We start from the raw sequence: 25,787 nt of genomic DNA, 5'->3' as shown, positions 1-25,787 counted from the left end.
GGAGACATGACAATGCTCGCAACCGATGTGATGCGCAGTTCGTTCGCAACGATCAAGCCGACTGCCACAGTACTCAATGCCGTCGAGCTGCTGCTTGAAACCGATCAGCGCGGCCTGCCAGTGATCGACGACGCCGGCGACCTTGTCGGCATGGTTTCGGAGGGCGATTTCCTCCACCGCGATGAGCTTGGCATCAGCCCGCCATCAGGAAACTGGCTGGAGTCTTTGCTTGGCATTGCGGAGAATACACCTGAACGCGAGCGCATGCGCACGCTGCAGGTCGGCTCGCTCATGAGTGGCGCGCCGATCACCGTCGATGTCGAGGCATCGATCGAGGACGTCGTCGCGCAGATGGATATTTACAACGTCGCCCAGTTCCGGTGCTCGGCGCCGGAACCGTCGTCGGTATTATCAGTCGCAGGGAACTGCTTGCGGCATTGGCGCGCCGATTGAGAGAAGCAGAAAAAGAAAGCATTGGAGTTACTTCATGAGCGAGATGACCCTGCAGTCACATGCGCACGCCGTCGTTTGGATCGATCACCTTGTTGCGAAGGTTTTCGGCATTGGGTTAACAGGCGTCAGCGCGACGGCCGTCCATGTGCATTTGGCGTCGCAGCACCTGCATCATAAGGCGAATACTGGCGATGGTCTCGTCCAGGCCGATGCGACATTTCTTGCCAGGGTGGGAGAGGCCGTAAGCGGTTGCACCGATTTGCTCGTCATCGGTCCAGGCATCGAGAAGGCCGAGCTGACGCAGTATCTCAGGGCGGAGCGGCCCGGCCTCCAGTTGCATGTTGAGCCGAGCGATCATCCGACCGACGCGGAGATCGTGGCGCTGGGTCGGAAGCGGTTCCACCTTGGCTGAGCGGCAAAGGCCCGGCGTCTGAACAGCTGCCAGGTCGAAAAGATAGATTGCGCCCGAGCCCATCCGGCTCGAGTTGGAGGCGAGCGATGACAGTCCATGCAGTTCTCGACCAGCCCACATCTGCCGCTAACGACGATGTGGCGACTGCGAGAGCGCCTGCGTCGGTGCCATCCGAGAGCCAGCGCATTGCCTCATCCAAAATGTTACTGGACAACTTCTCGCCGATGATTGGGTCGGTGCCATCGAATTGGTTCGGTGGCGCCTATGGCGGGAAAGATCAGCATGGGCGCTCGGCGGGAGGTGGTGTCGGCCGTAACGGAGCGCTACCGGTCGGCCAAACGAGTGGTGAACGGGCGCATCCTCGATGCGCTATGCGCGACGACGGGCTGGCATCGCAAGCATGCGGTGCGCGCACTTGGGCGGCGCGCAAAGGTTGAACCGGGTAAGGTCGAGGCTCCCGGAGAGCGCAAGCGTAGATATGGCGCTACGATCAAGGACGCGACAACGGCGCTATGGGAGGCGTCGGATCGGGTTTGCGGCAAGCGGCTCAAGGTGATGATCCCGACCTTGCTGGCGGCCCTCGAGCAACATGGCCGATTGCAGCTTGGGCAGGCGGACCGTGATTGTGTTCTGGCGATCAGTGCCGCTACCATTGACCGCCTGCTTGTCGATGTGAAGCTCGCGGCGAGCGGCGGCAGGCGGCGCCGTGCTGGATTCTATTCGGCTATCCGGCGCGAAGTCCCGATCCGCACGTTCAATGATTGGAACAGCCCGCCGCCCGGCTTCTGTGAGGTCGACATGGTCGCCCATGGCGGCACGTCAGTGGCTGGCTCGTTCATCCAGACCCTGACGATGGTCGATATCGCCACGGGCTGGACGGAGTGCCTGTCGTTGGTGACGCGCGAAGGTTCGCTGGTCGTCGAGGCGATCAACCGCGCACAGAGCCTGTTCCCTTGGCTCTTGCGCGGCGTAGACTTCGACAACGATAGCGCCTTTGAACGATGTCGTCGTGCCATGGTGTCGCGAACAGAAGCTCGAAGTCACGCGCTCGCGTGCCTACAAGAAGAACGATCAAGCGTTCGTCGAGCAAAAGAATGGTGCTGTTGTGCGTCGCTTGATGGGCTACGGCCGCTTCGATGGCGTCGAGACAGCGCGCGCGATGGGCCGCCTCTATGCGGCGGCACGGCTTTACGTCAACTTCTTTCAGCCCTCGTTCAAGCTGAAGGAGAAGCGCCGGGAAGGGGCTAAAGTGATCAAGCGCTAACGCTCGGCAAGACGGTGACTGCCGGCGAGCCGCGTGCCACGCACCGGCGAGCTCGTCGACCCTATAAAACCAGGGTTCGCATGCCGTCCAAGCTCGACGCACATATTGCCACTATCGAAGGCTGGCTGTCAGAGCAGCCACAGCTGACCGCGCTCGCAATCGTCGGCCGGCTGAGCGAGAATCACCCAGAGGAGTTCGGGACGAGACAGCATTCGATCGTGCAGCGCCTGCTGAGGGCACTTAGACGGAAGACGGCCAAGCAGTTGCTCTCGAAGGAGCCGCTTGCGGACGCCACGACCGCTGCCCCATTGCCCGGGGTTGTGGACGGCTCGGGCTATGGAGGGCCCGACCCGCCCACAGCCCCTCTCGTCGAGCAAGCCGGAAAGCCCACCTGGCGCGGTCAATCAATCGACATCGGATCGCCATCGGCAATGGCACCATCAGGGTAACATTCGCAGATGCGGCAATACGCCAGGCAATAGCGGGTGCCGAGTCGATCGACCAATTGGTCCCACGCGGCAATGGCGCGATGGACCGGGGGGCTTTCACCGGCTAGCCTGCGCTCGCATTCGCCGATTGGCAACTCCATCTCGCGGCCTCACCCTGCAAACGGCTTCAGCTGGCGCTGAACGCGGTTGCTGACGGCTGGCGCTTCGCGCGGATGGTGTCGACGCCGCATGCTGTCTGGCAGCCCTGGTTCATGGTCAAGCCTCAACCGGGTGACAACCGGTTCGCCGGCCGGGATTGGACATTACCGGCCTTTAACGTCATGGCGCAGGCATTCCTGCTGGGCGAACAGTGGTGGCATTCGGCGGCGAGCGGCCTGCACGACGTCTCGAAGGGAAATGCGGCAATTGTGGATTTCACCGTCCGCCAATGCCTCGATGTCGTGGCGCCGTCCAACTTTGCGTTCAGCAACCCCGAGGTACTGCGCGAGGCAATGGACTCGGGTGGCGGCAACTTCGTGTCGGGCTGGCGTAACTGGTTGGAAGATTGCAGGGACCTGTTGAGCGCCAGGCCGTCCGGACCCGCCCCATTTGTGGTCGGCAAAAACGTTGCCGCGACCAAGGGCAAGGTTGTCTACAGGAATGAGCTGATCGAGCTCATCCAATACGCACCCGAGACGGCCGACGTTTGCCCCGAACCGGTACTTATCGTGCCGGCGTGGATCATGAAGTATTACATCCTCGATCTCTCGCCGCAGAATTCGCTCGTGCGCTTCCTGGTTCAATGCGGCTTTACGGTGTTCATGATCTCATGGCGCAACCCCGGGCCGGCCGATCGCGAACTTGGTCTTGATCACTATCGCAAGCTGGGATCGACGCCGCCATCGACGTCATCAATCAGCTGTTCCCGAACGTCCAATCCATGCGGCTGGCTACTGCCTTGGCGGGACGCTACTCGCAATTGCGGCTGCTCGGCTGCAAAAGGAGCGGCCCGGCTGCCTGCGCTCGGTGACGCTCTTGGCAGCCCAGGTCGATTTCACCGATGCTGGCGAGCTGACGCTCTTCATCAATGAAAGCCAGGTCGCGTTCCTCGAGGATATGATGCGGCAGAGCGGCGTGCTCGAGACGGCGCAGATGGCCGGTGCGTTCCAGTTGCTGCGATCGAACGACATGATCTGGTCACGCCTGGTCCGCGACTATCTCATGGGCGAGCGCGCCGCACCGAGTGATCTGATGTCATGGAACGCGGACGCGACTCGCATGCCATACCGGATGCATTCAGACTATCTGCACAAGCTGTTTCTCAACAACGACCTTGCCGAAGGCCGTTATTTGGCGGACGGGCAGCCGGTGGCACTCTCCGACCTTCGCGTCCCCATGTTCGTGGTCGGCACCGTTCGTGATCACGTCGCGCCCTGGCGGTCGGTTCACAAGATTCACCTGTTGGCAAATGCCGATATCGCCTTCGTGCCGGCGAGCGGCGGTCACAATGCCGGCATCGTTGCTCAGCCGTCGGAGGAGGAGCACAGCTATCAGTTGTTGGAGAAGAAGACGGATCAACCTTATGTCGGCCCCGACGAGTGGCTGCGGAGGGCGGTGAACCGCGACGGATCCTGGTGGCTGGAGTGGGTTCAGTTCCTGATGGCGCATTCCGGTGCGTGGGTGCCGGCTCAATCGGGGTTTCACGCGCCCGAGGGTAGATTGCCGCTCGACGATGCGCCCGGACAGTACGTCCTGCAGCATTGATCCGGTCAGCCGTTGCCGTGGACGGGCTTGATCTGCCGCAAAGCGCCACCACCGGTGTTCGGCCACGAGCCACGCCCGTCTGCAGGAGAGAGGCATGAGTCATAATTATTCGAATTCTCTTCATAGTCGCGGGGGTCATCGCAGCGCTGTTTGTCGCGCGATACGCTCAACTTCGACATCATGCAAATGTTCGTCGTCGTCCTACTCGTAACCGGGCTTCTGATGGTCGGTGTTCTCTGGAGTGTGTGGCGGCGCCAAGCGTGACCTTCCGCCATTCGTTTGCGTGGCGGTGTCGTTCCGGCATAGCGGCTCAGCTCGCCGCGATCCTGCATTGCCGTTGTGCTTGGTGACGCCGGATCGGCTTATGTCGGCCACGCTTGAACGTAAGCTTAGAGTCCAGCCGCCGATCGCCCGGGGATGATTTTCATGCATAGAGAGGTCAAGGCAGGTTAAGCGAATGCACTCTTCTTGCATTCTAAGCCTGCATTCTAGCGGCCTTCGACCGTGGCGTCCCGACCGGTGAAGGCTATCAGCAGCAACGACAGCGCAGACGCCGCTGCCACAAAGGCCGCGGTCCAAGCTACCGCCGAGACGACAAAGGCTGCCTCAAATCGCCAAGCCAGAAGCGGCTCGGTTGAGGCAAGCGGCATCGCGTCGGGGAAGAACCAATTGTAGAATAGAACGAGCGCCGCCGTAGAGATGGCGCTTCCGGCAAAAAGAACACTCAATGCGCGTTTCATAGCATCCTCCTGTTTTGGTGAAAAGATGCTGACAGACTTCATCGGCTCGACCAATTCCGGATATTCCCTTAGGGCGCGGTCCGCAGGTCGGAAGGGCACGATGTGCTTCGCAAACAGGACATGCTGCGGTGGAGCGTTGTAGTGGGCGAGCCGGAGGCGTCCACGATTTCCCAATTGACGTCGCCGGTTTGAATCTTCGCTTGGACCCTGACCACGTCGACCGCGTCAAGGATAACAGAGACCCCTTGCGCCAAGGCGTGCCCGGCACGATCGAGAACTGGCCTGGTAGACGAGTTCGGATGCCGGGAGTATAGGTCTCCGGCGGCAATGTGGCGTGCTCGGCAACGGCATAGAGTTGCTTGCGAATGACATCCGATCGCAGAACCAGGGCGCCCGGAGTCATCCGTGAAGAATGCAGATCGGCCTGAGAGATAGGCAGAAGTTGTCTGGATAAAGTATTCGATTTTGCAGGAAAGCTGGGTGTTGGGCCACGGTTTCTTGCGTTTTGGGATTTTGCTTTCGAGCGATTCGTGATTCCCTGACGGCGGGTCATCGGCATTGGGACGGCGATGAGCAAACCGCGGGATGATCGTCAGAAAGACCTGTTGCTTCCGGCGCTCGATCAAATCATCGACATGGGCCACCCGCTGGTGCGGTTGGCGGCGCTGATCGACTGGAAGTTTCTGGATGACCGCTTTGGTTCGGTGTGCCAAACCGGGCCGGGGCAGCCTGGCCTGCCGACGCGGCTTGTCGCCGGCCTGTTCATTCTGAAGCACATGCACAATCTCTCGGATGAGGTGCTGTGCGCCCGCTGGATCGAGAACCCTTATTACCAATACTTCTGCGGCGAGTTGAGCTTCTGCCACAGTGCCGTTGGATCGATCGTCGATGACGCGCTGGCGCCAGCGGCTCGGCGAGGAACTGCTCGTCGCGTTGATCCAGGAAAGTCTGTCGGTGGCACACAAGACTGGCGCCATCGGTGCCAAGGACCTGGAGCGGGTGGTGGTCGATACCACGGTGCAGCCCAAGGCCGTTGCCCATCCGACCGACGCGCGGCTGATGCATCGGGCCATCACCAAGCTCGTCGGGCTTGCCAAGCGCAACCGTGTGCCGCTGCGCCAGAGCTATCTGCGCCTGGCCAAGCGCACCGCCATCATGGTCGGCCGCTATACCCACGCTCACCAGTTCAAGAGCGCCCGGCGCCAACTCAAGTTCCTGCGGACGCGGCTTGGCCGGATCATCCGCGACATCCGCCGCAAGATTGATGGCGATGCGCGGCGCTGGAAGCGCGCTTCGGCCCGCTGCTCGATCTGGCGCAGCGGGTGCGCAGCCAGGATCAGCATCAGCGCGGCCCCAAGGTCTATGCGTTGCATGCGCCGGAGGTCGAGTGCATGGGCAAGGGCAAAGCCCGCGCGCCTTACGAGTTCGGCTGCAAGGTCAGTATCGCCACCCCCGTGACGTCGCCGAAGGGTGGACAGTTCGTGCTCCATGCCAAGGCGCTGCACGGCAATCCCTTCGACGGCCACACGCTCGGCCCCGTGGTCGCCGACATGGAGAAGCTCACCGGCGTGGAGGCTCGTCGTATCCACGTCGACAAAGGGTACCGCGGCCACAACTACCCGCACCGGTTCAGGGTCTGGATCTCGGGTCAGGTTCGCCGCGTCACGGCTTCCATCCGGCGCGAGATGAAGCGTCGCGCGGCTGTCGAACCCGTCATCGGTCACGTCAAGGCCGAGCACCGCATGGACCGCAACTATCTCAAATGCCGCGTCGGCGACCGTATCAACGCCGTCCTCGCCGCGGCCGGCTACAACTTCGGCCTGCTCCTGCGATGGCTCGCAGAACTCTTGCGGGCCATCATCCGGGCCTTCGCCGAAACTGTCCCGGCTCAAAAGATCGCTTAAATCAGCGCTCGTCCGCGTTCTTCACGGAGGACCCCGGAGGTGGCGCGATCAGATGCGCCATGTCGCGCGCCAGCACGCTCTTGCCGGTACCGGACTTTCCGCCAATTGCAAGCAGGCGGGGCGGCCCCGGTTCAACGAGCCGGCGTGCAAACTCGAAATACCGATTTGCATGAATGGCGATCGTTTCGTCGCTTTGCTGCTGCCGCCGCTTTGTAGAGAGGACGTTGGAGCGTATTGCAGCGCGTATCGACAGAAACAGCGGCAGCAAGGACAACGCGTTCGATTGTGCATCCAAGGTGGCTTGCATGTAGCTGTTGAACAGTCTGTTGGCTGTCGGCCCTGCCCGGAGTACAACAGGTCCATCACGGGGAATGCGAGGTCATAAAGGACGTCGGTTGTTGCGATGACCGGATCGAACTCGATCGCATCGAACAGAACGGGCTCGCCGTCGAGTAGAACGATGTTGCCGAGATGTGCATCGCCGTGACAGTGCCGGACCTGCCCGCGGCGGGCGCGGCGGCGCAACAGCTCGAGATTGCGCGCGAGGGACAGATGGCTCAGTTCGTGCAGTTTAGCGATCGCCTCTCGGGACAGAACTGGCTCGGCGCAAAACTGCTCCGTATTGCGATCAATGATGACAGAGAGCGAGGCTAGCCATGGGAATCCTTTGCGTCCGGTTGCGGTCCGATGGGATTCCAGCAGGATGGCGGCCAGTCTCTCGCCAAGCTCCGGCCGGATTGGATCTTGCTCGGCGAGATGATCGAGCGTCTTGTTTTCATCGAAGCGAGCCATTTCGACGGCCCACTCGATAACCGGTCCGGTCCCTCCGATTGCCGGACCATCGCGCCCGCGTATGATTGGCACCATCCCGCGGTAGATGGAGGGGCGTAGCGCTTGTTGATGGCAATCTCATCCTCGCAAGCGCGCCGCCGCTTCTCCAACGTCGAGTAGTCGAGATAGGGAAGCTTGACCGCTCGCTTGACCTTCAAGACGCGCGAAGGTTCGAGAAAGACGATCGAACAATGCGTGTCGATCCGCCGCACGGCCACGTTCGGTCGGTCCGATCCGGCCAAAAACGACAATACAACGTCCTGGCTGGCTTCACCCGTGGCCGCGTCGGTAGGCGATTCCGCTGTCATCACGGTCTCAGCACAGCAGCGCCGACCAGCTTGCCGTCGCGCAGGCGCGCAAGCGCTTCGTTCGCCTGATTCAAGGGGAAGACGGTGACGTGCGTTCGGATTCCGGCCTTCGCCGCGATCCTGAGAAAGTCGACGCCATCCTGTCGGGTGAGGTTGGCAACGGAGATGATCTGTCGTTCACCCCAGAGAATGTTGTAGGGAAAGCTCGGAATATCAGACATGTGGATGCCGGCGCAGACCACGCGTCCGCCCTTGCGCAGCGCGCGCAATGCAAGCGGGACGAGGGGCCCCGCGGGTGCGTAGATGATCGCGGCATCAAGTTCGGCCGGCGGTCGATCGCCCGAAGAGCCGGCCCAGCATGCGCCGAGCGACAAAGCCAAGTGCTGGGCCTCGGTGTCGCCCGCACGGGTCAAAGCGTACACATCCCGCCCTTGCCAACGCGCCACTTGTGCGACGATATGTCCCGCCGCGCCAAAACCGTAGATGCCGAGTTTGCGGCCGTCGCCAGCCATCACCAGGGAGCGCCAGCCGATCAGGCCGGCGCAGAGCAGCGGTGCAAGCTCCGCGTCCTCGCCGTCTTCACCGAGCGGAAAGCAGTAACGCGCGTCTGCCACCAGGTGGGTGGCAAAGCCGCCGTCCCGCGTATAACCGGTGAACAGTGGATCATCGCAGAGATTTTCCTTACCCTCCCGGCAATAAGGGCAGTGCCCGCAGGTCGACCCGAGCCAGGGAACGCCAACGCGCGTACCAAGCTGCGCGCCGCTTACGCCGTCACCAATCGCGTCGATGCGGCCGACCACTTCGTGCCCGGGAACGATCGGATAGGAAATGTTTGGCAATTCTCCGTTGACGACGTGCAGATCGGTGCGGCAAACGCCGCAGGCGCTGACTTTCACGCTAACCTCGCCGGGACGAGGGACTGGGTCCGGCCGTTGCACTTGTTGCAGCGTCGCGCCGCGCGCGGTCAAGATCATGGCGTGCATACCGAAACTCGCTTTAGCTCGATGACCATTCTTTGATCACATCATTTGACTCCGTTTTGATCCTGGTCAACGGCCGATTGGCTCTTCCGGATTAGCTTTGCTTCGCAATCAAGACCCAAAAGGGCCTGCTCAAGACCACCGTCAAGAGGCTGGCCGCCAAGTAGAACAGGCGATCGACATCAAGACGGTGGCGTAAGCGCTTCGCGGGGTAGTTGCTCAGGCAGCGGTGCCTCCGCGAAGTGCCATCCAACCCAGGGGATCAGCCATGTACGAGTTTCTTCAGGAAACCGTCGCGAGCAATATGACGAAGTCGGTCCGGAGCGTCGCTCCCGAGATGAGCGTGGGCGATCTTTACCGGCTGTTCGCAAGAGACGACTATGATGCCTATCCCGTCCTGCGCGACGATATCGTGGTTGGGTTCGTCACGAAACTCGACGCCCTTAAGGTGTTCGCGCTCACGACGGATCACATATTGCCACATTATGACGATCGCATGGGGACGACAGTCGACGAGATCATGTCGTGCGATGTGATTGCAGTCGAGCCGGACACAAATCTGCAGCGTGTTCTGCAGCTGATGGTCGCACATCGGCTCAAGAGCCTGACCGTGGTTGACGGACATCACCACCTGCTCGGAATTATCGCTCGCGAGGACGTCATGCGGGCTCTGGCGCGCTGCACGAATCGACAGGCGCCTCCGCTGGTTCCCTGCGAGACTGTTCGATGTCTACTTTTGGCTTAGAGCGGGTTCTTTTGCCGCGAACAATAGCACTTGTCGGCGGCAGCTCGCGTCCGTCGTCGTTGGGCGCGGCTGTTCTCAGGAATCTTAAGGCGAGCGGCTTTGTCGGCCGGATCGCCGTGGTCAATCCAAACTACGCTGAGATCGGCGGCGAAGCTACGTTCCCGGACATCAAGTCGCTACCGTTCGTTCCGGATCTCCTCGTGATCGCGGCGCCGGCGGCTGCGATACCCGTGATCATCTCGGACGCCGCCGCGGTCGGCGTCGGCGGCGCGGTGATCCTGTCGGCGGGTCTCGGGCACGGCGCGGGCTCGCTTGCCGAAATGGTTGCGCGGACGGCGCGCAAGCACGGCATACGCCTGATCGGGCCCAACTGTATCGGGCTGATGGTCCCGCACGCGAAGCTCAATGCGAGCTTCGCGGCCCATCGTCCATTCGACGGACGGATGGCCCTGATCTCGCAGTCCGGCGCCATTGCTGCCGCGATGATCGAATGGGCTGCGCAACGGCGGCTTGGCTTTTCCGGCATTGTCTCGATCGGCGACCAGCTCGACGTCGACGTTGCCGACCTGCTCGACTATTTCGCATTGGACGACCATACCAACGCGATCCTGCTCTATGTGGAGGCCATCAAGGATGCGCGCAAGTTCATGTCCGCAGCGCGCTCCGCGGCGCGGCTCAAGCCGGTAATCGTCGTCAAGGCGGGGAGGATGGCCCAGGGCGCCAAGGCCGCTGCCACCCACACCGGCGCGCTGGCCGGTTCAGACGCCGTCTTTGATGCAGCATTCCGCCGTGCTGGTATACTGCGTGTGTACGACCTGCGCGAACTGTTCGATTGCGCCGAGTTGCTCGGCCGCGGTTTTGTTCCACGCGGCAACCGGCTGGCGGTTTTGACCAATGGCGGCGGGCTCGGTATCCTAGCGATCGACCGGCTTGCCGAACTCGGGGGCACTCCGGCGAACTTGACGACGGAGATCATTGCTCGGCTCGATCGGGTTCTGCCGCGAGGCTGGTCTCGCGCCAATCCCGTCGATATTTCCGGCGACGCCGATGCCACTCGCTACGTGTCCGCGCTCGACGCATTGCTCGAGGACACGAACAGTGACGCGGTGCTGGTCATGAACGTGGAAACGGCGGTCGCGCCGGCCGAAGGAATCGCCGAAGCGGTGGCACAATGTGTTCTTGATCGTCGGACCAGGAAGAGCGACGTTGGCACGCTGGTGCTTGCATCGTGGGATGGTGCCGACGACCGCACGGCGGCGACCTTTGAAGCTGCCCACATCCCGCATTTTCCGACCGAGGATGATGCGGTGCGCGCCTTCACGTATCTGGTGAGATTCCGCGAAGCCTCCGTCGCACTGGCCGCAACGCCGCCCGGTATCGCCTCGACCTTAAAGCCGGAAACGGCTGCGGCGCGGCGCATAATCGCGAAGGCGCTGTCCGAAGGGCGGGAATGGCTTGACCCGGCCGAGATCGCCGCCCTGTTTGAGGCTTACGATATTCCGATGGTGCCGACGATTGCCGCGCGCGATGCCGACGATGCCGCGGAGAAGGCCGCGCCGTTCCTGGCCCGGGGACTTGTGGTGGCCGTCAAGCTGCTTTCCCGCGACGTCCGTCACAAGTCGGATATCGGCGGCGTCATTCTCGGCTTGCTGACTCGCGAAAGCATCGCCGAGGCGGCCCGGACGGTGCTCGCGCGTGCCCGGAACGCGCGTCCCGATGCCACCCTTCAGGGGGTGACGATCCAACCGATCATCGAGCGGAGGGCGGCACGCGAACTGATCGTCGGCATTGCCGACGATCCTACCTTTGGCCCCGTGATCGTGTTTGGCCGCGGTGGCACCGCGGTCGAGGTGATCAGCGATAAGGCGCTGGCGCTGCCACCGCTCGACATGAACCTGGCGCGCGACCTGGTGGGGCGGACTCGGGTCTCGCGGCTGCTTGCGGCCTATCGCGACGTGCCCGCTGTCCCCGGCGACGCCGTGCCGCTCACCCTCGTCAAGCTGGCGCAGATGGCGGCCGATATTCCGGAAGTCGCAGAGCTCGACATCAATCCGCTACTGGCAGACGAGAGCGGCGTGATTGCGCTCGACGCGCGCGTGGCAGTCCGCAGACCAGTGCGGCTGTTTGCCGGCCAGACGCGGCTCGCGGTGCGGCCTTACCCGTCTCAATGGGAAGGAGAGCTTGCCCTCAGGGGCGGCTCGCGCGTCGTGATACGGCCGTTGCGGCCGGAAGATGAGCTAATGGTCGAGAGCTTCTTCAGGCGAGTGACCGCCGAGGACCTTAGGCTTCGCTTCTTCCAGGCAATGAAGAATTTTTCGCACACGTTCATTGCACGGCTGACTCAGCTCGACTATGCGCGTGCGATGGCCTTTGCGGCGCTGGATCCGAGTACTGGCGCGATGGTGGGAGCAGTCCAGCTTCATTCGGACTCGCTCTACGAGAATGCCGAATATGCTATCCTGCTGCAGTCAGACCTCAAGGGCAAAGGACTGGGATGGGCGTTGATGCAGCTCCTGATCCATTATGCGAGGTCGGAAGGACTCAAGCGGCTGTCCGGCGAAGTGCTGGCCGAGAACACGACCATGCTGAACATGTGCCATGAACTCGGTTTCACGGCCGCCGCAGTGCCCACCGACCACAGGATCATCAATGTCGTCCTAGACCTCTCCCTTCCGGCGATGGATGCCTTGGGGACCGACATCCTGATCCGGCGTGGGCGCGATCAAAGCGGCGAGACCGCAACGATCCGATAGGGATGCATGCCATCCGCCTCGCGGACAGAGACATATTCGCCGAGGCGAAAGCGCTCGTTGCCGAAATGATATCCGGCTTCATCGGCGGCTGCCCCTGCCACGTCGTAGTGGAATCGCCAGCTGTCGCTCGGTCCGTGCACAAGGTGGCCGAGTTCATCGTCCTCGTCGGGCCGCTGACGAACGACACGGCAGGCCTCGCGATGGGTTTTCCAAGTCTCGACATCGATCCGCGACGCCGTGTCTAGCGGAGCGACGATGATATAGCCGATCGCGGAGGCGCCCTCGGGGTGATCGTGCTCGCGTGCACGTTCGAGCCGGACCTGTCTGAATGAGTGCGGTAACGCAGTATTCGGCAAAGGCTTGAAAGCGGGGCGGTTCATCGAAATCTTCCTGAGCGTGCCCCGGTGCTGACGGGCCAAACATGCCAAATCATAGGCCTCCCGCCCGCAAAGCCGTTTGATTTGCGTCAAGAACGACCTGGAGGCCGTTGAAGCAAATTGCGTTGTGTCAAACACCGCCGCCGCCAGCCTCCTATGCTTGATAGGCAAACTTGGAGTTGGTTCCCTTGCTCAGCGTACCGGCATTGACAGCGAACGCAGACGATCCACGCCTGCTAACAGCATGCGGCGCCTGGAACGTTGCCAATGTCGAGCAGTTGGAGCGGCTGTGCGAGGGGGCGGCGCGCACTGACATCGGGGCGATTGATCTGCGTCACATCACCACGCTCGACACAGTCGGGGCTTGGCTGCTTGAAAAGCTGGCCCGCGGTGGCGCAACCAGAGCAGCCCTCACCGGTGCCGACGGTCCGCACGATGACTTGTTGGAAGAGGTGCGAGGACTGAACCGCGGCGGCCTGCGGAACGCAAATCGTTCAACCCCTTGCTGCAGAGGCTCGATCAGCTCGGCCGCGGCGGCCGGCGGCTGGCGTCCGATTCGGGGGCATTCCTCCATATGCTCGGTACCGTCAGCGCAGCCCTGCTAGGCATTCTCAGGCATCCGCGGTCGTTTCGGCTGACATCAACCGTCTACCAGCTCGGCCGAGTGGGGTGGCAAGCGGTACCGATCATAGCCCTGATCACGTTCCTGATCGGGGCCATCATCGCCCAGCAAGGGATTTTCCATTTCCGTCGCTTCGGCGCGGAATCCTATGTCGTCGACATGGTCGGCATCCTCGTGCTGCGCGAGATCGGCGTGTTGATCGTCGCCATCATGGTGGCGGGACGATCGGGGAGTGCCTATACCGCCGAGATCGGCGCAATGAAGATGCGTGAGGAGATTGATGCCCTCAGCACCATGGGGCTCGATCCGGTTGCAGTCCTGATCCTGCCACGAATCCTGGCGCTCGTGGTGGCGTTGCCGATCCTTGCCTTTCTCGGCTCGCTCGCGGCGCTCTATGGCGGCGGGCTCATCGCCTGGCTCTATGGCGGCATGAGCCCTGCAATCTTCATCGCACGTCTCCATGAGGCGGTTTCCGTCACGCATTTTGAGGTCGGCATCATCAAGGCGCCGTTCATGGCGCTCGTGATCGGGCTTGTCGCGGCCGTGGAGGGGCTGAGCGTCAAGGGCAGCGCGGAGTCGCTCGGGGAGCGAACGACCGCCTCGGTGGTGAAATCGATCTTCCTGGTGATCGTGCTCGACGGACTGTTTGCAGTCTTCTTCGCCTCGATCGGGATGTAGCCATGACCGACGCCCCGGCGATACACATACGGGACCTCGTGGTCGGCTTTGGCAAGAAGATCATCCTCGATCACCTCGACCTCGATGTGAAGGACGGGGAAATTCTTGGCCTCGTAGGGGCATCCGGTGGCGGAAAATCTGTACTGATGCGAACGTTGGTGGGATTGCTGCCAAAGCGCAGCGGGCAGATCGATTTCGCAAGCGGCAGCCTTGAACGTCGTTGGGGCATCCTGTTCCAGCAGGGAGCGCTGTTCTCGGCGCTGACGGCTCGACAGAACATTCAGTTTCCTCTGCGCGAGCGCGCGCGGCTTTCGCCGCGGCTGCTTGACGAAATTGCGGACGCAAAACTCGAGATGGTCGGCCTCGCGCGCGAAGACGGGGACAAGTTTCCGTCCGAGCTCTCGGGCGGCATGACCAAGCGTGTTGCGCTTGCCAGGGCACTGGCGCTCGATCCAGCGCTGCTCTTTCTCGATGAGCCGACATCCGGCCTCGATCCGATCGCGGCCGGCGAGTTTGACGCCCTCATCCGGACGTTGCACCGGACGCTGCGCTTCACTGTCTTCATGGTGACGCATGATTTGAACAGCCTACAAGCCGTCTGCGATCGCGTTGCCGCGCTCGCAGACGGCAGGATCGCAGCGATCGGATCGCTGCCCTCCGTGCTCGAGTCCGATCATCCTTGGGTCAATGCCTACTTTCATGGTGCCCGCGCGCAAATGCTCGGCTTGGGCAGCTAGCCCGTCTTATTCGTGAGAGTGCGTTGTTTTAGTCCGATTGATGTGGCCGCACATCTGCTCTGACGAGGCGCGCGGGATTGCCTTCGGCTTTTCACCGCCTGACGACCGGTACTTTGCAACGCGCTTGAGGTGTAGGTTGGGCGAACGGGGGGCGGACGCCCCGCCGGTCAAGGACCGAGCGGCAGCAGCGCGCCTGGCAAGCCGCGGATCAGGTCGGCTTCGGGACAGGCCGCGGCAAACGCAAGGCGAATGCGGCTCGTGGTCTCGACCACACGGGCAGCGAGTTTCAAGAGACGAAGACGCAGCGTCGCGAACTCGGCTGTGGCCAATTCCCGGGCTTTGGGAATCGCGTCGCGCACGGTCAGCATCAGCCAATAAGCGGCGGTGTGGAGAACGAGGCGGACTTGATTGGCGAGCGCCGAACGGCAGCTGGTGCGATCGGAGGCGAGCTGTGTCTTATGCAGCTTGATCAGATTCTCGGCTTGGCCGCGCGCGCAATACAGGCTGTCGTAGATCCACTCGGCCGAGCCGACATCGAGGCTGGTGACGACGAAACGGATGTCGAGGCCGAGCATCGTCGCCTCAATACGGGCGACGGTACGCCGTTCGCGATCCCAGGACTTGGCCTTGTGGCGCGTCTCGGTATAGCCACGCAGAACCGGCAGGTTCTCGATGGCGCGTCGCGTGCGGATGTCGTCGGCGGCCTCGTCGAGTTTTCTGGCGAGCGGCTTGGTGCCGGACAGACCGAAGATGTAGTCGATGCCGTTGGTCTCGCACCACGCCATGGCCTCCGGCCGGGCATAGTGCCCGTCGCCACGGAACGTGATTCGCGTGTTGTGCCACCGCGTCCGGATATGCCGTATCAGGCGGCGCAGATGGGCACGCACCTCGACGCCGCCCGGCGTCTTGCCGGGCCGCAGCACGACCGCCACGGGCCGGCTCTTCTCCGTGTCGTAGACGTGGATCGGCAGGAAGCAGCGTTCGTCATAATGAGCGTTGAACAGCGAGAGCTGCTGATGGCCGTGGACGACATCGCAGGTATCATCGATGTCGAGCGTGACGGATGCCGGCTCGCGCGGGTAGCTATCCATCCATGCGTCGACCAAAGTGTAGGTCAGTCGGATCACGTCGCGCAGGCGCGGAGCATTCTCCAGCCGCGACAGCGTCGGTTGGGAACACAGATCGCGACCCGTGTCTGGCAGCCGTCCGCAGGCCAGCTTGAATGCGGGATCGGACCGCAGATGATCGAGGTCGTCGGCGTCCTCGTAGCCGCAGCAGATCGCGAACATGCGCGCGCGGAACATATCGACAAGGCTGTGCACGACCCGCGTCGGATCGCGCCGATCCGGGAACACCCGGGCCAGATTGTCGGCCAAGCCGAGACGCCGCTCGGCCATCGCCAGAAGCATCACGCCCCCGTTCGAGGTCAGCCGACCGCCATCGAAGGCAGCTGTGACTTTCTTGGCGTGAACGGCTGGAAACGAGAAGGGCAGAATCGTATCGTCGGTCATGGCGGGCGTGGCGTTCGCGGTTGAGGTGATGGGGTTGGCTTTGCAACCGAATCCTACGCCGCATCAGCGCTTTACACCACGCTCGCCAGCCTCTCAGGCGCCCTCTGACGAATAAGACGGGCTAGACGAGAGAGAAACACATGGAAATTCGCGCGCCCTACATTATTGTCGGTGCATTCGTATTATCGGCAATCGTCGCGGTGTTCGGCTTTGTCTATTGGCTGAACAATGTCGGTGGCATTGGCAAGCGGGAGACGTATCAGCTTGTTTTCACCGATCCCGTGTCTGGGCTGCTCGTTGGTGCAGGCGTCCTCTTCAACGGTATCCGCGTCGGCGAGGTGACTGCACTTGAGCTGGTGCCGGAACGCCCGCGCGAGGTTCGCGCCAAGATCGCGGTCGCTGAGCACACGCCGGTGCATAGCGACACGCGCGTTGGTCTCGATTTCCAGGGGTTGACTGGTGTTCCCGTGATTGCGCTGGAAGGTGGTGATGATCCCGCGTCGCCGCCGGCGCGCGGGCCGCTGGTGGCCGAAAAGGGCGCCGGCCGGAGCATGACGCAGGCCGCGCGCGATGCCCTGCGCCGGGTGGATGCCGTTCTGTCTGGAAATGCGGCGCCGCTGCATAGCACGATCGATAATCTAAGTACGTTTGCTGAAGGACTCGCGCGCAACACCTCCAAGCTTGACGGCATCGTGGCAGGGCTGGAGCGCATGACGGGCGGCGGTACGCCCGCGCCGCGCAAGGTAGTCTACGACCTTCACGCCGTGGACAGCTTCGGGTTGCAACACCATGCAGCTCTGCCTGCGCCGTTGATCATAGCTGAGCCGACCGCGATTAGAGCCGGCCCCGGAATTCTGCACAGGGCGATAAGTGGAGTTTCTGCCTGACAGCGGGCACGCTGTGCCTGCGAATCAGGAGCGACAATGAGCAGAAGAACACGCCGGAACCACACACCGGCCTTCAAGGCGAAGGTGGCGCTCGCCGCCGTGAAGGGCGATCGAACGCTGGCTCAGCTTGCCGAGCAGTTCGACGTCCACCCCAATCAGATCACGGCGTGGAAGGCTCAGCTTGAAAGCAAGGCCGCCGATGCGTTCGGTCCCGGCGGCGGCTCCGGAGCGGAGCAAGCAGCCATCGACGTGAAGTCGCTGCACGCCAAGATCGGCGAACTGACGCTGGAGAACGATTCCTAAGAAACGGCAGCATCTACTTTCGGCTCCAAGGGATGGAGAACAAAGCCGAATGCCTTGGCACGCCGATGCAAATTGTTGACCACTCGCGTCCGGTAACGCGTCTCGTAGGACGAGGCCCCGGGATCGACATAGTCCATTCCGTATCGCACAGCATTGTAGAACAGAACTGCGATCTTCCGGGCCGTGGCGGTCACGGCCTTGGCCTTGCCGATGCGCGCTGAGAGCCGTCTATAAAAGGCGCCGAGCGCAGTGTCTGTACGACCCACGGTCACGGCAGCAAGGCGCAGAAGTGCCGCCGCTCGGCCGCCGGATCGGCGCGTTCGGGACGAGAGCATTTTGCCGCCGGAGACCTTGTTGCTCGGCGCCAGTCCCAGCCAGGAGGTAAAATGCTTTGCACTTGGCCACGAGGAGAGGTCGTCGCCGCATTCAGCGATCAGCTTCAGCGAGAGGTAAGGACCGAGGCCGTCGATCGCGGTGAGGTCCTTTCCGAGCAACGCGAACAGCGCCTCGCGGACATCGAAAGCTGGAGCGTTCGCCTGATCGGTTCGATTCCGACGCCGCGAGACCCGCGGCGCTGATCCGTGGCCATGCCCCCGATGGAAGCTCAGTTCCTTCAACACGGCTTCAATTCGGGCGTCGCAGGCAGATGCCTTCTCGTGGTAGGCGTCGTAAAGCGCAAGTGCCTGCTCGAGCGCAAACAGATGCTCGGCGCGGTAGCTTCCGGTGAGCGCCTTCGCGATCGTCTCGGCGCTGGAGCGGCAACTATAATGGCGCAAGCACGCCAGCGCCTCAGGATCGCGCTCGCCGGCAAGGATCGCCCGTATGATACGCAGGCCGGTCACGCCGGTGATGTCGGTGACGACGTGGTGCAGCTGAAGATTCATCTCCGTCAAGGCCTTCTGCATATGCTGGATGTGTGAGGCCGCGTACTCCAGCAGACGCTCGCGCTGACGCACGTAGGCTCGCAGCTCGGCAATCTGCCCTTTGGGCCGAAAGCTGGCCCGCAGCAACCCGAATGAATGGAGCCGCTGCAGCCATTGCGCATCGCTGACATCGGTCTTGCGCCCCGGCACGTGCTTGGCATCGCGCGCGTTGACAAGAAACACGTTAAATCCCCGGGCATCGAGAAGCTCGAAGATCGGAATCCAGTAGACGCTGGTCGATTCCATGACGACAGTCTCGACGCCGCATTCAGTAAACCAGTCGACTAGCCGATGCAGATCAGCCGTGAAGGTACCGAAGCTGCGGACTGGCTCCGGTGCGCGATCTGCCCTCACGGCAGCCATGTGCATAGTCGCTCCGACGTCGATGGCAGCCGCGTCCGGGTGCACCATCTGCATCTTACCTCCGTTCCTCGACTTCGATCTTTTGGGGTTCATCTCTAATCCTCCTGCTGACGGCGGCGGAAGGGCTGGGCTGCGCTATACGTCAGATTCCTAAACGGGATCGCCGGATGGCGTCACCACTCTCAAGTGCGCGACAACCCATGGACCAGGTTTTTTAACGGGGTCACGTGCCACCAAAATCGTATCGGCCGCTCCCTCCCGGTCGGCAATCTAGCGCCGGTCCGTTTCTATCCCACAGGGGGAGCGCATCGCCGCGCATAGTTTTTTAGAAGGAGCGCTCACCAAGGCGGGATTGCTGAGCGCAAAGCGATGATCGACCGTGAGCACGAGCTGTCGATCACCAGGCAGGCGGAGGCTTTGAACATCAGCCGCGGCAGCGTGTACTACCTGCCGCGGCCGGTGCCGGACGCCGACCTTGCGATCATGCAGCGCCTCGACCGGCTGCATCTGGAGTTCCCTTTTGCCGGCTCTCGCATGTTGCGAGGGCTGCTGGCTGCCGATGGGTGCAAGATCGGCCGTCGGCATGTGAAGACGTTGATGCGGCGGATGGGGATAGAAGCGCTCTATCGCCGTCCACGCACGACAAAGCCCGAGCCGGGCCACAAGATCTACCCGTACCTGCTGCGCGGGATGGAGATCACGCGGCCGAACCAGGTGTGGGCGATGGACATCACCTACATCCCGATGGCGCGAGGCTTCGTCTATCTGGCGGTTGTGCTCGACTGGTTCAGCCGCCGCGTGCTGTCGTGGCGCGTATCGATCACCATGGAGGCGGCGTTCTGTGTCGCGACGCTTCAGGATGCCCTGGCTCGTCACGGCAAGCCGGACGTCTTCAATACGGATCAGGGCTCGCAGTTCACCGGACAGGCTTTTAACGGCGTGCTCGCCGACAACGGCATTGCGATCAGCATGGACGGCAAGGGAGCCTGGCGGGACAACGTGTTTGTCGAACGGCTATGGCGCAGCGTCAAATACGAGGAGGTGTATCTGCGGGCCTATGACAGCGTCAGCGAGGCCCTCGCGTCGATCGGCCGATACCTCGACTTCTACAACGGTCGGCGCCCGCATTCGAGCCTTGACGGCGTCACCCCCGATCAAGCCTACTTCAACCCGCTGCCACTCCGCTTGGCAGCCTAACCATGGCAGAGGCTCCACTTATCGACGCGGAAAATCTGTTCAGACAACCGGAGCCAGCTCAATTACCCACCTGCAGACCCAGCGTTTTCTGTTCTCGCCGGAGGAAGAAAATCAAGGGTTTGAGGCCGTGCAATGGAGCGACAGCCTTCCGGCGCTGGTGCAGGCGCGACTACTGCAGAGCTTCGAGAATTACGACATCGCACATGCGCCGTTCCGCGCCGACAGCGGCGTAGAAGGTGCGTCACGATCTGCTGATCGATCTCCGTCGTTTTGAAATCGTGCTCGGAACCCAGCCGCGCGCGATCATCTCCTTCTCTGCGAAGATAGTGGACCAGAATGGTCAGGTAAAGGTTGCAAAGATTCTCGATGACTCCGAAGAGATGACCTCACTGACGCCGCCTGAGGCGGCAGCCGCATTTGATCGGGCCTTCGGCGCGCTCGCACGCGAGCTCGTGATGTGGGTTGCGGCGACGGATTGAATAGGGCGGTTGTAGTGGGCGCAACCTAGCAACCTGCAGCCAGCAGGCTGCGGCAGTGCCGCGCAATGCTGATCTCCTCGTTGGTGGGAATGACCAGCACATCCACCGGGCTGCCCTTCGCAGCGATACGCTGCTTGCTCAGCGCATTTGCGGCCATATCCATCTTGACGCCAAGCCAGGCGAGACGATCACAGATGCGTTGCCTTATTTCAGCGGCGTGTTCACCGATGCCGCCGGTGAACACGAGGCCGTCAAGTCCGTTGAGCGAGGTCGCCATCACAGCGACCTCCGCGGCAACCCGGAACGTGAAGAGATCGATCGCGTCGCGTGCGGCGGCTTCCGGGCTTGCCAGCAGGGCGCGCATATCGGCCGAGATGCCGGACACGCCAAGCAGGCCCGACTTTTCGTACAATAAATGCTGGACCTCGTCGGCGGACATCTTCTCTTCTTGCAACAAATAGAGCAGCACGCCCGGATCGATCGTGCCGCAGCGTGTTCCCATGACGAGACCGTCGAGTGGGGTCAGTCCCATGGTGGTGTCGACGCTCTTGCCCTCGTGCAAGGCACAGAGGCTGGCGCCATTGCCGAGATGTGCCACCACCGTGTGCTTCTGCGTCGGTGCGAGTGCGGCGAGGCGGCCCGCGACATATTCGAAAGAGAGCCCGTGAAAACCATAGCGCCGGATGCCGCGGTCTTCGAAATGGCGCGGAATGGCAAAGCGGCTCGCAAGCGGCGTCAGGTTGTGATGGAAGGCTGTATCGAAGCAGGCGATTTGCGCGAGGCCTGGCCGCAGCGACTGCACCGCACAAACCGGTGTCAGACAGCGCGGCTGGTGCAGCGGGGCGAGCGGGGTCAACGCGTCCATCGCGGCGAGAGCTTGGTCGTCGATCATGATGGGGCGAAAGAAGTCGCGTCCGCCATGCACGACACGATGGCCAACCGCGACAAGCCTGTTCCCGGCGAGATGCCCGTCAATCCAGGTCAAGATGCCGCTGAGCAGATCGACCCGCTGTCCTTCGCCGCCGGGAAGGCCTTTCTTGAACAGCTGTGTTCCGGACGCATCGGTCACCACGATGTGTGGCGCCGTTTGCTGCTCGTCGATCAGGCCCTTACACTTCAGTTCCGGCTCGACGGGTTCAATGTCGAACAAGCCGAACTTGATGCTGGAAGAGCCTGCATTCAGCACCAGGACATGATCGGACATAGGCGGTCTCTTTCGTGCTCGCTGCAGATGCGGCCTTTCAAATCCTCGATCACCGCAGTGTCGTACCACCTGCGCCGTTGCACCACGCCCAGTCTCGGATCTCCGGCATATCTTCGCCGTGCTCGCGCACGTAACGCGAATGCTCGGTCAGCCTGTCGCGGAATCCCTGCTTGACGTGGGCCGCGCTGATGTCGAGCCCCGGCACCCGCTCGATCGCCTCGATCGCAAGATGGAAGCGGTCAAGCCCGTTCAACACCACCATGTCGAATGGTGTCGTGGTGGTGCCTTCCTCAGCGAAACCGCGCACATGCATGCCGGCATGATTGGCGCGGTTATAGGTCAGGCGGTGGATCAGATAGGGATAGCCGTGATAGGCGAAAATCACCGGTTTGTCTCGCGTGAACAGGCTGTCGAAGTCGCGGTCGGACAGCCCGTGTGGATGCTGCTCCTTCGGCTGCAACGTCATCAGGTCGACGACGTTCACCACGCGAATCTTTAGGTCCGGCAGCGCCTTGTGCAGCAGATCGACTGCGGCGAGTGTCTCCAGCGTTGGAACGTCGCCGGCGCAAGCCATTACCACATCCGGCTCGGCGTTGGGCGGCTCGGTGCCGGCCCATTTCCAGATGCCGATGCCCGCCTCGCAATGATTGATCGCCTCACGCATCGAAAGCCATTGCGGAGCGGGCTGCTTGCCCGCGACGATCACGTTGATGCGATCGTAGGTGCGCAGGCAATGATCGGAGACCCACAGCAGAGTATTGCCATCGGGTGGAAAGTAGACGCGGACGATATCGGCCTTCTTGTTGGTGACGAGATCAACGAAGCCGGGATCCTGATGGCTGAAACCGTTGTGATCCTGTCGCCAGACATGCGAGGTCAGGAGATAGTTCAGCGAGGCGATAGGACGCCGCCACGGCAGCGCGCGCGAAACCTTCAGCCACTTGGCGTGCTGGTTGAACATCGAATCCACGATGTGGATGAAAGCCTCATAGCAGGAGAAGAAGCCGTGACGGCCGGTGAGCAGGTAGCCTTCGAGCCAGCCCTGGCAGAGATGCTCGCTCAGCACCTCCATCACGCGGCCGTCGTGCGCGAGGTGGACGTCGTAGGGCTCGATCCCTTCCATCCAGACCCGGTCGGTGGCTTCGAACACCGCGTCCAGCCGGTTGGACGAGGTTTCGTCCGGGCCCATGATACGGAAGTTGCGGGCGTTCGCATTGAGACTCACGACTTCGCGCAGAAACTTGCCGAGCTCGCGAGTGGCCTCGGCGACCACGCCCCCGGGGCTCGGAACGTCGACGGCATAGCTGCGGAAATCCGGTAGCTTGAGCTCACGCTTGAGCATGCCGCCATTGGCGTGCGGATTGGCCCCCATCCGGCGGTTGCCAGCCGGAGCGAGCGCCTGCAAATCCGGTTCGAGCCGGCCGTCCCCATCGAACAGCTTGCCCGGCTCGTAGCTCCTCATCCAGTGCTCAAGCAGCTTCAAATGCTCGGGATTGCCTCGCGGATTGGTGATCGGCACCTGATGGGCGCGCCAAAATCCCTCAACCTTCAATCCATCAACTTCTTTCGGGCCCGTCCAGCCCTTTGGACTGCGCAGTACGATCATCGGCCACTTGGCGCGCCGAAAGCCCGCAGCCTGTTGGCGTGCATGTTGCTGGATGGAACGGATATTGGCGAGCGCTACGTCTAGCGTGTCGGCCATCAGCCGGTGCATGGCGTGCGGATCGTCACCTTCGACGAACAGCGGCTCGTAGCCGTAGCCGATGAAGAGGCTGCGGACTTCCTCGTCATCCATCCGCCCCAGCACGGTAGGATTTGTAATCTTGTAGCCGTTGAGGTGCAGGATCGGCAGCACTGCGCCGTCATGCATCGGATTCAAGAACTTGTTGGAGTGCCAGGACGCCGCGAGTGGGCCGGTTTCCGCCTCGCCGTCGCCGACGACGCAAACGGCGATCAAATCAGGGTTGTCGAACACTGCGCCATACGCGTGCACCAGCGCATATCCCAGCTCGCCGCCTTCGTGAATTGAACCCGGCGTTTCCGGCGCCGCGTGGCTCGGAATGCCTCCGGGGAAGGAGAACTGACGGAACAACTTTTGCAAGCCATCCAGGTCGCGCGTCACCTCCGGATAGATTTCCGTGTATGTGCCCTCCAGATAGGTATTGGCGACCATGCCGGGACCGCCATGCCCGGGACCGCAGACATAGATGACGTTGAGATCGGACGCTTGGATCGCACGATTGAGATGAGCGTAGATAAAGTTGAGCCCCGGTGTGGTGCCCCAATGACCAAGCAATCGCGGCTTGATGTGCTCGGGTTTAAGCGGCTCGCTCAGAAGTGGGTTTGCCAGCAGGTAGATCTGGCCAATGGAAAGGAAATTGGCGGCTCGCCAGTAACGGTCGAGCAACTCGAGATCTTTGACCTGCGCTCGCTCATTTGGACCCGTGACTGATTGCATGCCGCTCTCCCGAGGAAGGGGTCAGGAATGACCTCAAAATCTGCTAATCGGTTCCGAGTTAAAAGGCCAATGTGACGGGAATAGCTTGAGCCAGCTCAAAGATGCTGGCCAATGCTCGCCCGAGCCTCATTGTTCCCGGCAACGGTGGGCTATCACGCCTTCGCGAAGCCGCTCAGACGGCCGACGGCCGAAAGTGGAAAAGACAGGCCCCACGCTGCCCCTCCGGAAAGTTCCCGTCGTCTTCTGCTGCGGATTGACCCTGCTCAATGCGTCTGTTCGGGCAATCGCGGATGCTGCCAGTATTCTCATCCTCCTGACGAGCGTCACCATGGCCGATCAAGCGAAATTGCCCATTGTCGAACAAGCAGAGCCTCACCAAGACACTCCAACTGTCAGTCGCGCGGAGCAGCCCGCTGATCGCCACTGGTTCCTGGACAAATTGGAAGATGACGAAGTTCGCGAGGCCCTGAAAGGCAGCGCGGCACTCGCCCCTTGCCACACAGAAACAGGTTGGGGCGGTGCTTGAGCGAAACAGTGGATAGGAGGGGGCATATGACCGGTCCCCGGTCCGCTCGCTCCGGTTCGATGCCGAGCCCCGAGCATCACGTCGACAGAGCTGATGCGCTTCCAGGTCAACAACCCGAGAGCGCTGAAGTTGATTCTCGCGCGCCCGAGGCCTTGCGCAGGATACTGATGTCGCCAAGCTATCAGGAGGCGGATCAGGATGCCGATTTCATGCAGAGCGAGGCGACGCGCGGCGTCCGCCTTCAGCTCGATTTCCTCAAGACAGAAGCCCTGCTCCGGGAGCGACAGATAGCCCATACCATCGTCGTCTTTGGCAGCACGCGCGTTTGTGAGGCGCAAGCGGCCCAACGGACGGTCGAAGCGATAGCTGGACGGCTGTTGTCGAATCCCGAAGATGAAGGGCTGCGGCGTCGTCTACACGCGAAGCCGTGCGTAACGATGATCACGACACCGGGGCTTGGTGCGAGTTGGGCCAGCCGCAACAGTCATCTTATCCGGCAGCCGCGATACCGGCTCAGGCGCCGGCGTATGATTTCGGACATGTCGTCGCCTTGGGCTTCAATCACGGCCCGCAACGCGCCCCCGACGTCCTGATCGGCGCACTGAATAGAAGAGGAATGCTGCCGCAGTCATTCCAGCAGCCGACAGGTCTGATTATTCATGGTCAGCCCTATATGGCGGTGTTGGGGCCAGGGATGAGGGAAGTGACCCCCAACAATCCGTTCAGCGCGAACATTATTCTGATGCCCCAATTTATAGGCGGCTAAGTCGGCGGCGAGAGGCTAGGCGCGATTCTTCCACCTTACCACCTGCGGTACGCGCTTGATCCACATACCGCACGATGTTCTTCATGGGCCAGCGGCAGTCACGGTGTCGATCCACCGTTCGGGCAGATCGACAGCGCTGACAGGTTCGCTTTTAAGCCCGTCGCTCGGTGTCGA

The 25,787-nt window shown here is 62.0% G+C and carries 20 protein-coding genes and 6 pseudogenes; 17 read left to right on the top strand and 9 right to left on the bottom strand.

All coding sequences use genetic code 11. The annotated features are described in order from the left end of the window. Positions 1-6 precede the first annotated feature (6 nt). The 6 genes from HAP54_RS49015 to HAP54_RS48990 all read left to right on the top strand — a co-directional run bounded on the left by HAP54_RS49015 (position 7) and on the right by HAP54_RS48990 (position 4,321). On the top strand, positions 7-453 hold the full coding sequence (locus tag HAP54_RS49015; RefSeq protein WP_248114335.1) for a CBS domain-containing protein: 447 nt from the start codon (positions 7-9) through the stop codon (positions 451-453). A 34-nt stretch (positions 454-487) separates the two neighbouring features. After that, entirely contained in the window at positions 488-865 is a 378-nt protein-coding gene (locus tag HAP54_RS49010) for a hypothetical protein (protein WP_165128233.1), read from the top strand. Between the two features lie 264 nt (positions 866-1,129). Continuing rightward, positions 1,130-2,113 (top strand): hypothetical protein, encoded by a 984-nt coding sequence (locus tag HAP54_RS49005; RefSeq protein WP_166298309.1) that lies wholly within the window; start codon positions 1,130-1,132, stop codon positions 2,111-2,113. 96 nt (positions 2,114-2,209) lie between these two features. Then, positions 2,210-2,578, top strand: a complete 369-nt coding sequence (locus HAP54_RS49000) for a hypothetical protein (protein WP_029084184.1) — start codon at positions 2,210-2,212, stop codon at positions 2,576-2,578. Between the two features lie 212 nt (positions 2,579-2,790). Further along, the gene (locus HAP54_RS48995; protein WP_312022761.1) at positions 2,791-3,648 is read left to right on the top strand and encodes a hypothetical protein; all 858 of its coding nucleotides are present in this window, start codon (positions 2,791-2,793) and stop codon (positions 3,646-3,648) included. Next, positions 3,593-4,321, top strand: a complete 729-nt coding sequence (locus HAP54_RS48990; protein WP_312022762.1) for a hypothetical protein — start codon at positions 3,593-3,595, stop codon at positions 4,319-4,321. The genes HAP54_RS48995 and HAP54_RS48990 overlap by 56 nt, the downstream gene beginning before the upstream one ends. Positions 4,322-4,809: 488 nt before the next feature. Here HAP54_RS48990 and HAP54_RS48985 read toward each other — a convergent pair whose 3' ends face one another. Then, the gene (locus HAP54_RS48985) at positions 4,810-5,115 is read right to left on the bottom strand and encodes a hypothetical protein (RefSeq protein ID WP_248114336.1); all 306 of its coding nucleotides are present in this window, start codon (positions 5,113-5,115) and stop codon (positions 4,810-4,812) included. Between the two features lie 515 nt (positions 5,116-5,630). Between HAP54_RS48985 and HAP54_RS48980 the strand changes: the two are divergent. Then, positions 5,631-6,965: pseudogene (locus tag HAP54_RS48980) on the top strand (IS5 family transposase). Between the two features lies 1 nt (position 6,966). Here HAP54_RS48980 and HAP54_RS48975 read toward each other — a convergent pair. The 3 genes and pseudogenes from HAP54_RS48975 to HAP54_RS48965 form a co-directional block, all read right to left on the bottom strand. Continuing rightward, on the bottom strand, positions 6,967-7,272 hold the full coding sequence (locus tag HAP54_RS48975) for a hypothetical protein (protein WP_029084182.1): 306 nt from the start codon (positions 7,270-7,272) through the stop codon (positions 6,967-6,969). Positions 7,273-7,451: 179 nt separating this feature from the next. Then, positions 7,452-7,757: pseudogene (locus HAP54_RS48970) on the bottom strand (hypothetical protein); the annotation flags it as partial. 346 nt (positions 7,758-8,103) lie between these two features. Beyond that, complete coding sequence (locus tag HAP54_RS48965; protein WP_166298308.1) at positions 8,104-9,087, bottom strand: zinc-dependent alcohol dehydrogenase family protein; 984 nt, start codon at positions 9,085-9,087, stop codon at positions 8,104-8,106. A gap of 265 nt (positions 9,088-9,352) precedes the next feature. Here HAP54_RS48965 and HAP54_RS48960 point away from each other — a divergent pair, with 265 nt between their 5' ends. Together HAP54_RS48960 and HAP54_RS48955 are read left to right on the top strand one after the other, a co-directional pair. After that, positions 9,353-9,829, top strand: a complete 477-nt coding sequence (locus HAP54_RS48960) for an HPP family protein (protein ID WP_166298307.1) — start codon at positions 9,353-9,355, stop codon at positions 9,827-9,829. Beyond that, positions 9,811-12,582: a bifunctional acetate--CoA ligase family protein/GNAT family N-acetyltransferase gene (locus HAP54_RS48955; protein ID WP_165128241.1), complete on the top strand. Its 2,772-nt coding sequence runs from the start codon at positions 9,811-9,813 to the stop codon at positions 12,580-12,582. The genes HAP54_RS48960 and HAP54_RS48955 overlap by 19 nt, the downstream gene beginning before the upstream one ends. On the opposite strand, the gene HAP54_RS48950 is transcribed toward HAP54_RS48955, so the two are convergent. Then, on the bottom strand, positions 12,552-12,962 hold the full coding sequence (locus HAP54_RS48950; RefSeq protein WP_165128243.1) for a hypothetical protein: 411 nt from the start codon (positions 12,960-12,962) through the stop codon (positions 12,552-12,554). The genes HAP54_RS48955 and HAP54_RS48950 overlap by 31 nt on opposite strands. Before the next feature lie 185 nt (positions 12,963-13,147). On the opposite strand from HAP54_RS48950, the pseudogene HAP54_RS48945 reads away from it, so the two are divergent. Both HAP54_RS48945 and HAP54_RS48940 read left to right on the top strand, forming a co-directional pair. Next, positions 13,148-14,259: pseudogene (locus HAP54_RS48945) on the top strand (MlaE family ABC transporter permease). A gap of 2 nt (positions 14,260-14,261) precedes the next feature. Continuing rightward, positions 14,262-14,996, top strand: coding sequence for an ABC transporter ATP-binding protein (locus HAP54_RS48940; protein ID WP_165128245.1), 735 nt, complete (start codon positions 14,262-14,264; stop codon positions 14,994-14,996). Between the two features lie 167 nt (positions 14,997-15,163). Here the strand turns inward: HAP54_RS48940 and HAP54_RS48935 are convergent, their stop codons facing one another. Further along, complete coding sequence (locus tag HAP54_RS48935) at positions 15,164-16,507, bottom strand: IS1380-like element ISBdi2 family transposase (RefSeq protein ID WP_166204320.1); 1,344 nt, start codon at positions 16,505-16,507, stop codon at positions 15,164-15,166. Between the two features lie 140 nt (positions 16,508-16,647). On the opposite strand from HAP54_RS48935, the pseudogene HAP54_RS48930 reads away from it, so the two are divergent. Both HAP54_RS48930 and HAP54_RS48925 read left to right on the top strand, forming a co-directional pair. Continuing rightward, positions 16,648-17,343, top strand: a pseudogene (locus HAP54_RS48930) (MlaD family protein); the annotation flags it as partial. Between the two features lie 87 nt (positions 17,344-17,430). Then, a pseudogene (locus HAP54_RS48925) lies at positions 17,431-17,691 on the top strand (transposase); the annotation flags it as partial. Positions 17,692-17,693: 2 nt separating this feature from the next. Here the strand turns inward: HAP54_RS48925 and HAP54_RS48920 are convergent. After that, entirely contained in the window at positions 17,694-19,076 is a 1,383-nt protein-coding gene (locus tag HAP54_RS48920) for an IS110 family transposase (RefSeq protein WP_166298319.1), read from the bottom strand. A 228-nt stretch (positions 19,077-19,304) separates the two neighbouring features. On the opposite strand from HAP54_RS48920, the pseudogene HAP54_RS48915 reads away from it, so the two are divergent. Both HAP54_RS48915 and HAP54_RS48910 read left to right on the top strand, forming a co-directional pair. Next, positions 19,305-20,180: pseudogene (locus HAP54_RS48915) on the top strand (IS3 family transposase); the annotation flags it as partial. A gap of 236 nt (positions 20,181-20,416) precedes the next feature. Next, entirely contained in the window at positions 20,417-20,659 is a 243-nt protein-coding gene (locus HAP54_RS48910) for a hypothetical protein (protein ID WP_224741469.1), read from the top strand. Between the two features lie 25 nt (positions 20,660-20,684). Here the strand turns inward: HAP54_RS48910 and HAP54_RS48905 are convergent, their stop codons facing one another. Next, on the bottom strand, positions 20,685-21,863 hold the full coding sequence (locus tag HAP54_RS48905) for an acetate/propionate family kinase (protein ID WP_166298306.1): 1,179 nt from the start codon (positions 21,861-21,863) through the stop codon (positions 20,685-20,687). 49 nt (positions 21,864-21,912) lie between these two features. Continuing rightward, positions 21,913-24,321, bottom strand: a complete 2,409-nt coding sequence (locus HAP54_RS48900; RefSeq protein ID WP_035977914.1) for a phosphoketolase family protein — start codon at positions 24,319-24,321, stop codon at positions 21,913-21,915. A 193-nt stretch (positions 24,322-24,514) separates the two neighbouring features. On the opposite strand from HAP54_RS48900, the gene HAP54_RS48895 reads away from it, so the two are divergent. Together HAP54_RS48895 and HAP54_RS48890 are read left to right on the top strand one after the other, a co-directional pair. Then, positions 24,515-24,847 (top strand): hypothetical protein, encoded by a 333-nt coding sequence (locus HAP54_RS48895; protein ID WP_156928919.1) that lies wholly within the window; start codon positions 24,515-24,517, stop codon positions 24,845-24,847. A gap of 26 nt (positions 24,848-24,873) precedes the next feature. Further along, on the top strand, positions 24,874-25,440 hold the full coding sequence (locus HAP54_RS48890) for a hypothetical protein (protein WP_175612289.1): 567 nt from the start codon (positions 24,874-24,876) through the stop codon (positions 25,438-25,440). Positions 25,441-25,787 lie beyond the last annotated feature (347 nt).

The organism is Bradyrhizobium sp. 2S1 (assembly GCF_011516625.5).
Classification (GTDB): Bacteria; Pseudomonadota; Alphaproteobacteria; order Rhizobiales; family Xanthobacteraceae; genus Bradyrhizobium; species Bradyrhizobium septentrionale.
The sequence above is the reverse complement of the archived record's forward strand: the minus strand, read 5'-3'. Positions and strand labels throughout refer to the sequence as shown.

Excerpts from the sequence above, each read along its gene's own strand:
- HAP54_RS49015 (WP_248114335.1), top strand. The coding sequence starts at position 7 with ATGACAATGCTCGCAACCGATGTGATGCGCAGTTCGTTCGCAACGATC.
- HAP54_RS49010 (WP_165128233.1), top strand. The coding sequence starts at position 488 with ATGAGCGAGATGACCCTGCAGTCACATGCGCACGCCGTCGTTTGGATC.
- HAP54_RS49005 (WP_166298309.1), top strand. The coding sequence starts at position 1,130 with ATGGCGGGAAAGATCAGCATGGGCGCTCGGCGGGAGGTGGTGTCGGCC.
- HAP54_RS49000 (WP_029084184.1), top strand. The coding sequence starts at position 2,210 with ATGCCGTCCAAGCTCGACGCACATATTGCCACTATCGAAGGCTGGCTG.
- HAP54_RS48995 (WP_312022761.1), top strand. The coding sequence starts at position 2,791 with ATGGTGTCGACGCCGCATGCTGTCTGGCAGCCCTGGTTCATGGTCAAG.
- HAP54_RS48975 (WP_029084182.1), bottom strand. The coding sequence starts at position 7,272 with ATGCAAGCCACCTTGGATGCACAATCGAACGCGTTGTCCTTGCTGCCG.
- HAP54_RS48965 (WP_166298308.1), bottom strand. The coding sequence starts at position 9,087 with ATGCACGCCATGATCTTGACCGCGCGCGGCGCGACGCTGCAACAAGTG.
- HAP54_RS48960 (WP_166298307.1), top strand. The coding sequence starts at position 9,353 with ATGTACGAGTTTCTTCAGGAAACCGTCGCGAGCAATATGACGAAGTCG.
- HAP54_RS48955 (WP_165128241.1), top strand. The coding sequence starts at position 9,811 with ATGTCTACTTTTGGCTTAGAGCGGGTTCTTTTGCCGCGAACAATAGCA.
- HAP54_RS48950 (WP_165128243.1), bottom strand. The coding sequence starts at position 12,962 with ATGAACCGCCCCGCTTTCAAGCCTTTGCCGAATACTGCGTTACCGCAC.
- HAP54_RS48940 (WP_165128245.1), top strand. The coding sequence starts at position 14,262 with ATGACCGACGCCCCGGCGATACACATACGGGACCTCGTGGTCGGCTTT.
- HAP54_RS48935 (WP_166204320.1), bottom strand. The coding sequence starts at position 16,507 with ATGACCGACGATACGATTCTGCCCTTCTCGTTTCCAGCCGTTCACGCC.
- HAP54_RS48920 (WP_166298319.1), bottom strand. The coding sequence starts at position 19,076 with ATGAACCCCAAAAGATCGAAGTCGAGGAACGGAGGTAAGATGCAGATG.
- HAP54_RS48905 (WP_166298306.1), bottom strand. The coding sequence starts at position 21,863 with ATGTCCGATCATGTCCTGGTGCTGAATGCAGGCTCTTCCAGCATCAAG.
- HAP54_RS48900 (WP_035977914.1), bottom strand. The coding sequence starts at position 24,321 with ATGCAATCAGTCACGGGTCCAAATGAGCGAGCGCAGGTCAAAGATCTC.
- HAP54_RS48890 (WP_175612289.1), top strand. The coding sequence starts at position 24,874 with ATGACCGGTCCCCGGTCCGCTCGCTCCGGTTCGATGCCGAGCCCCGAG.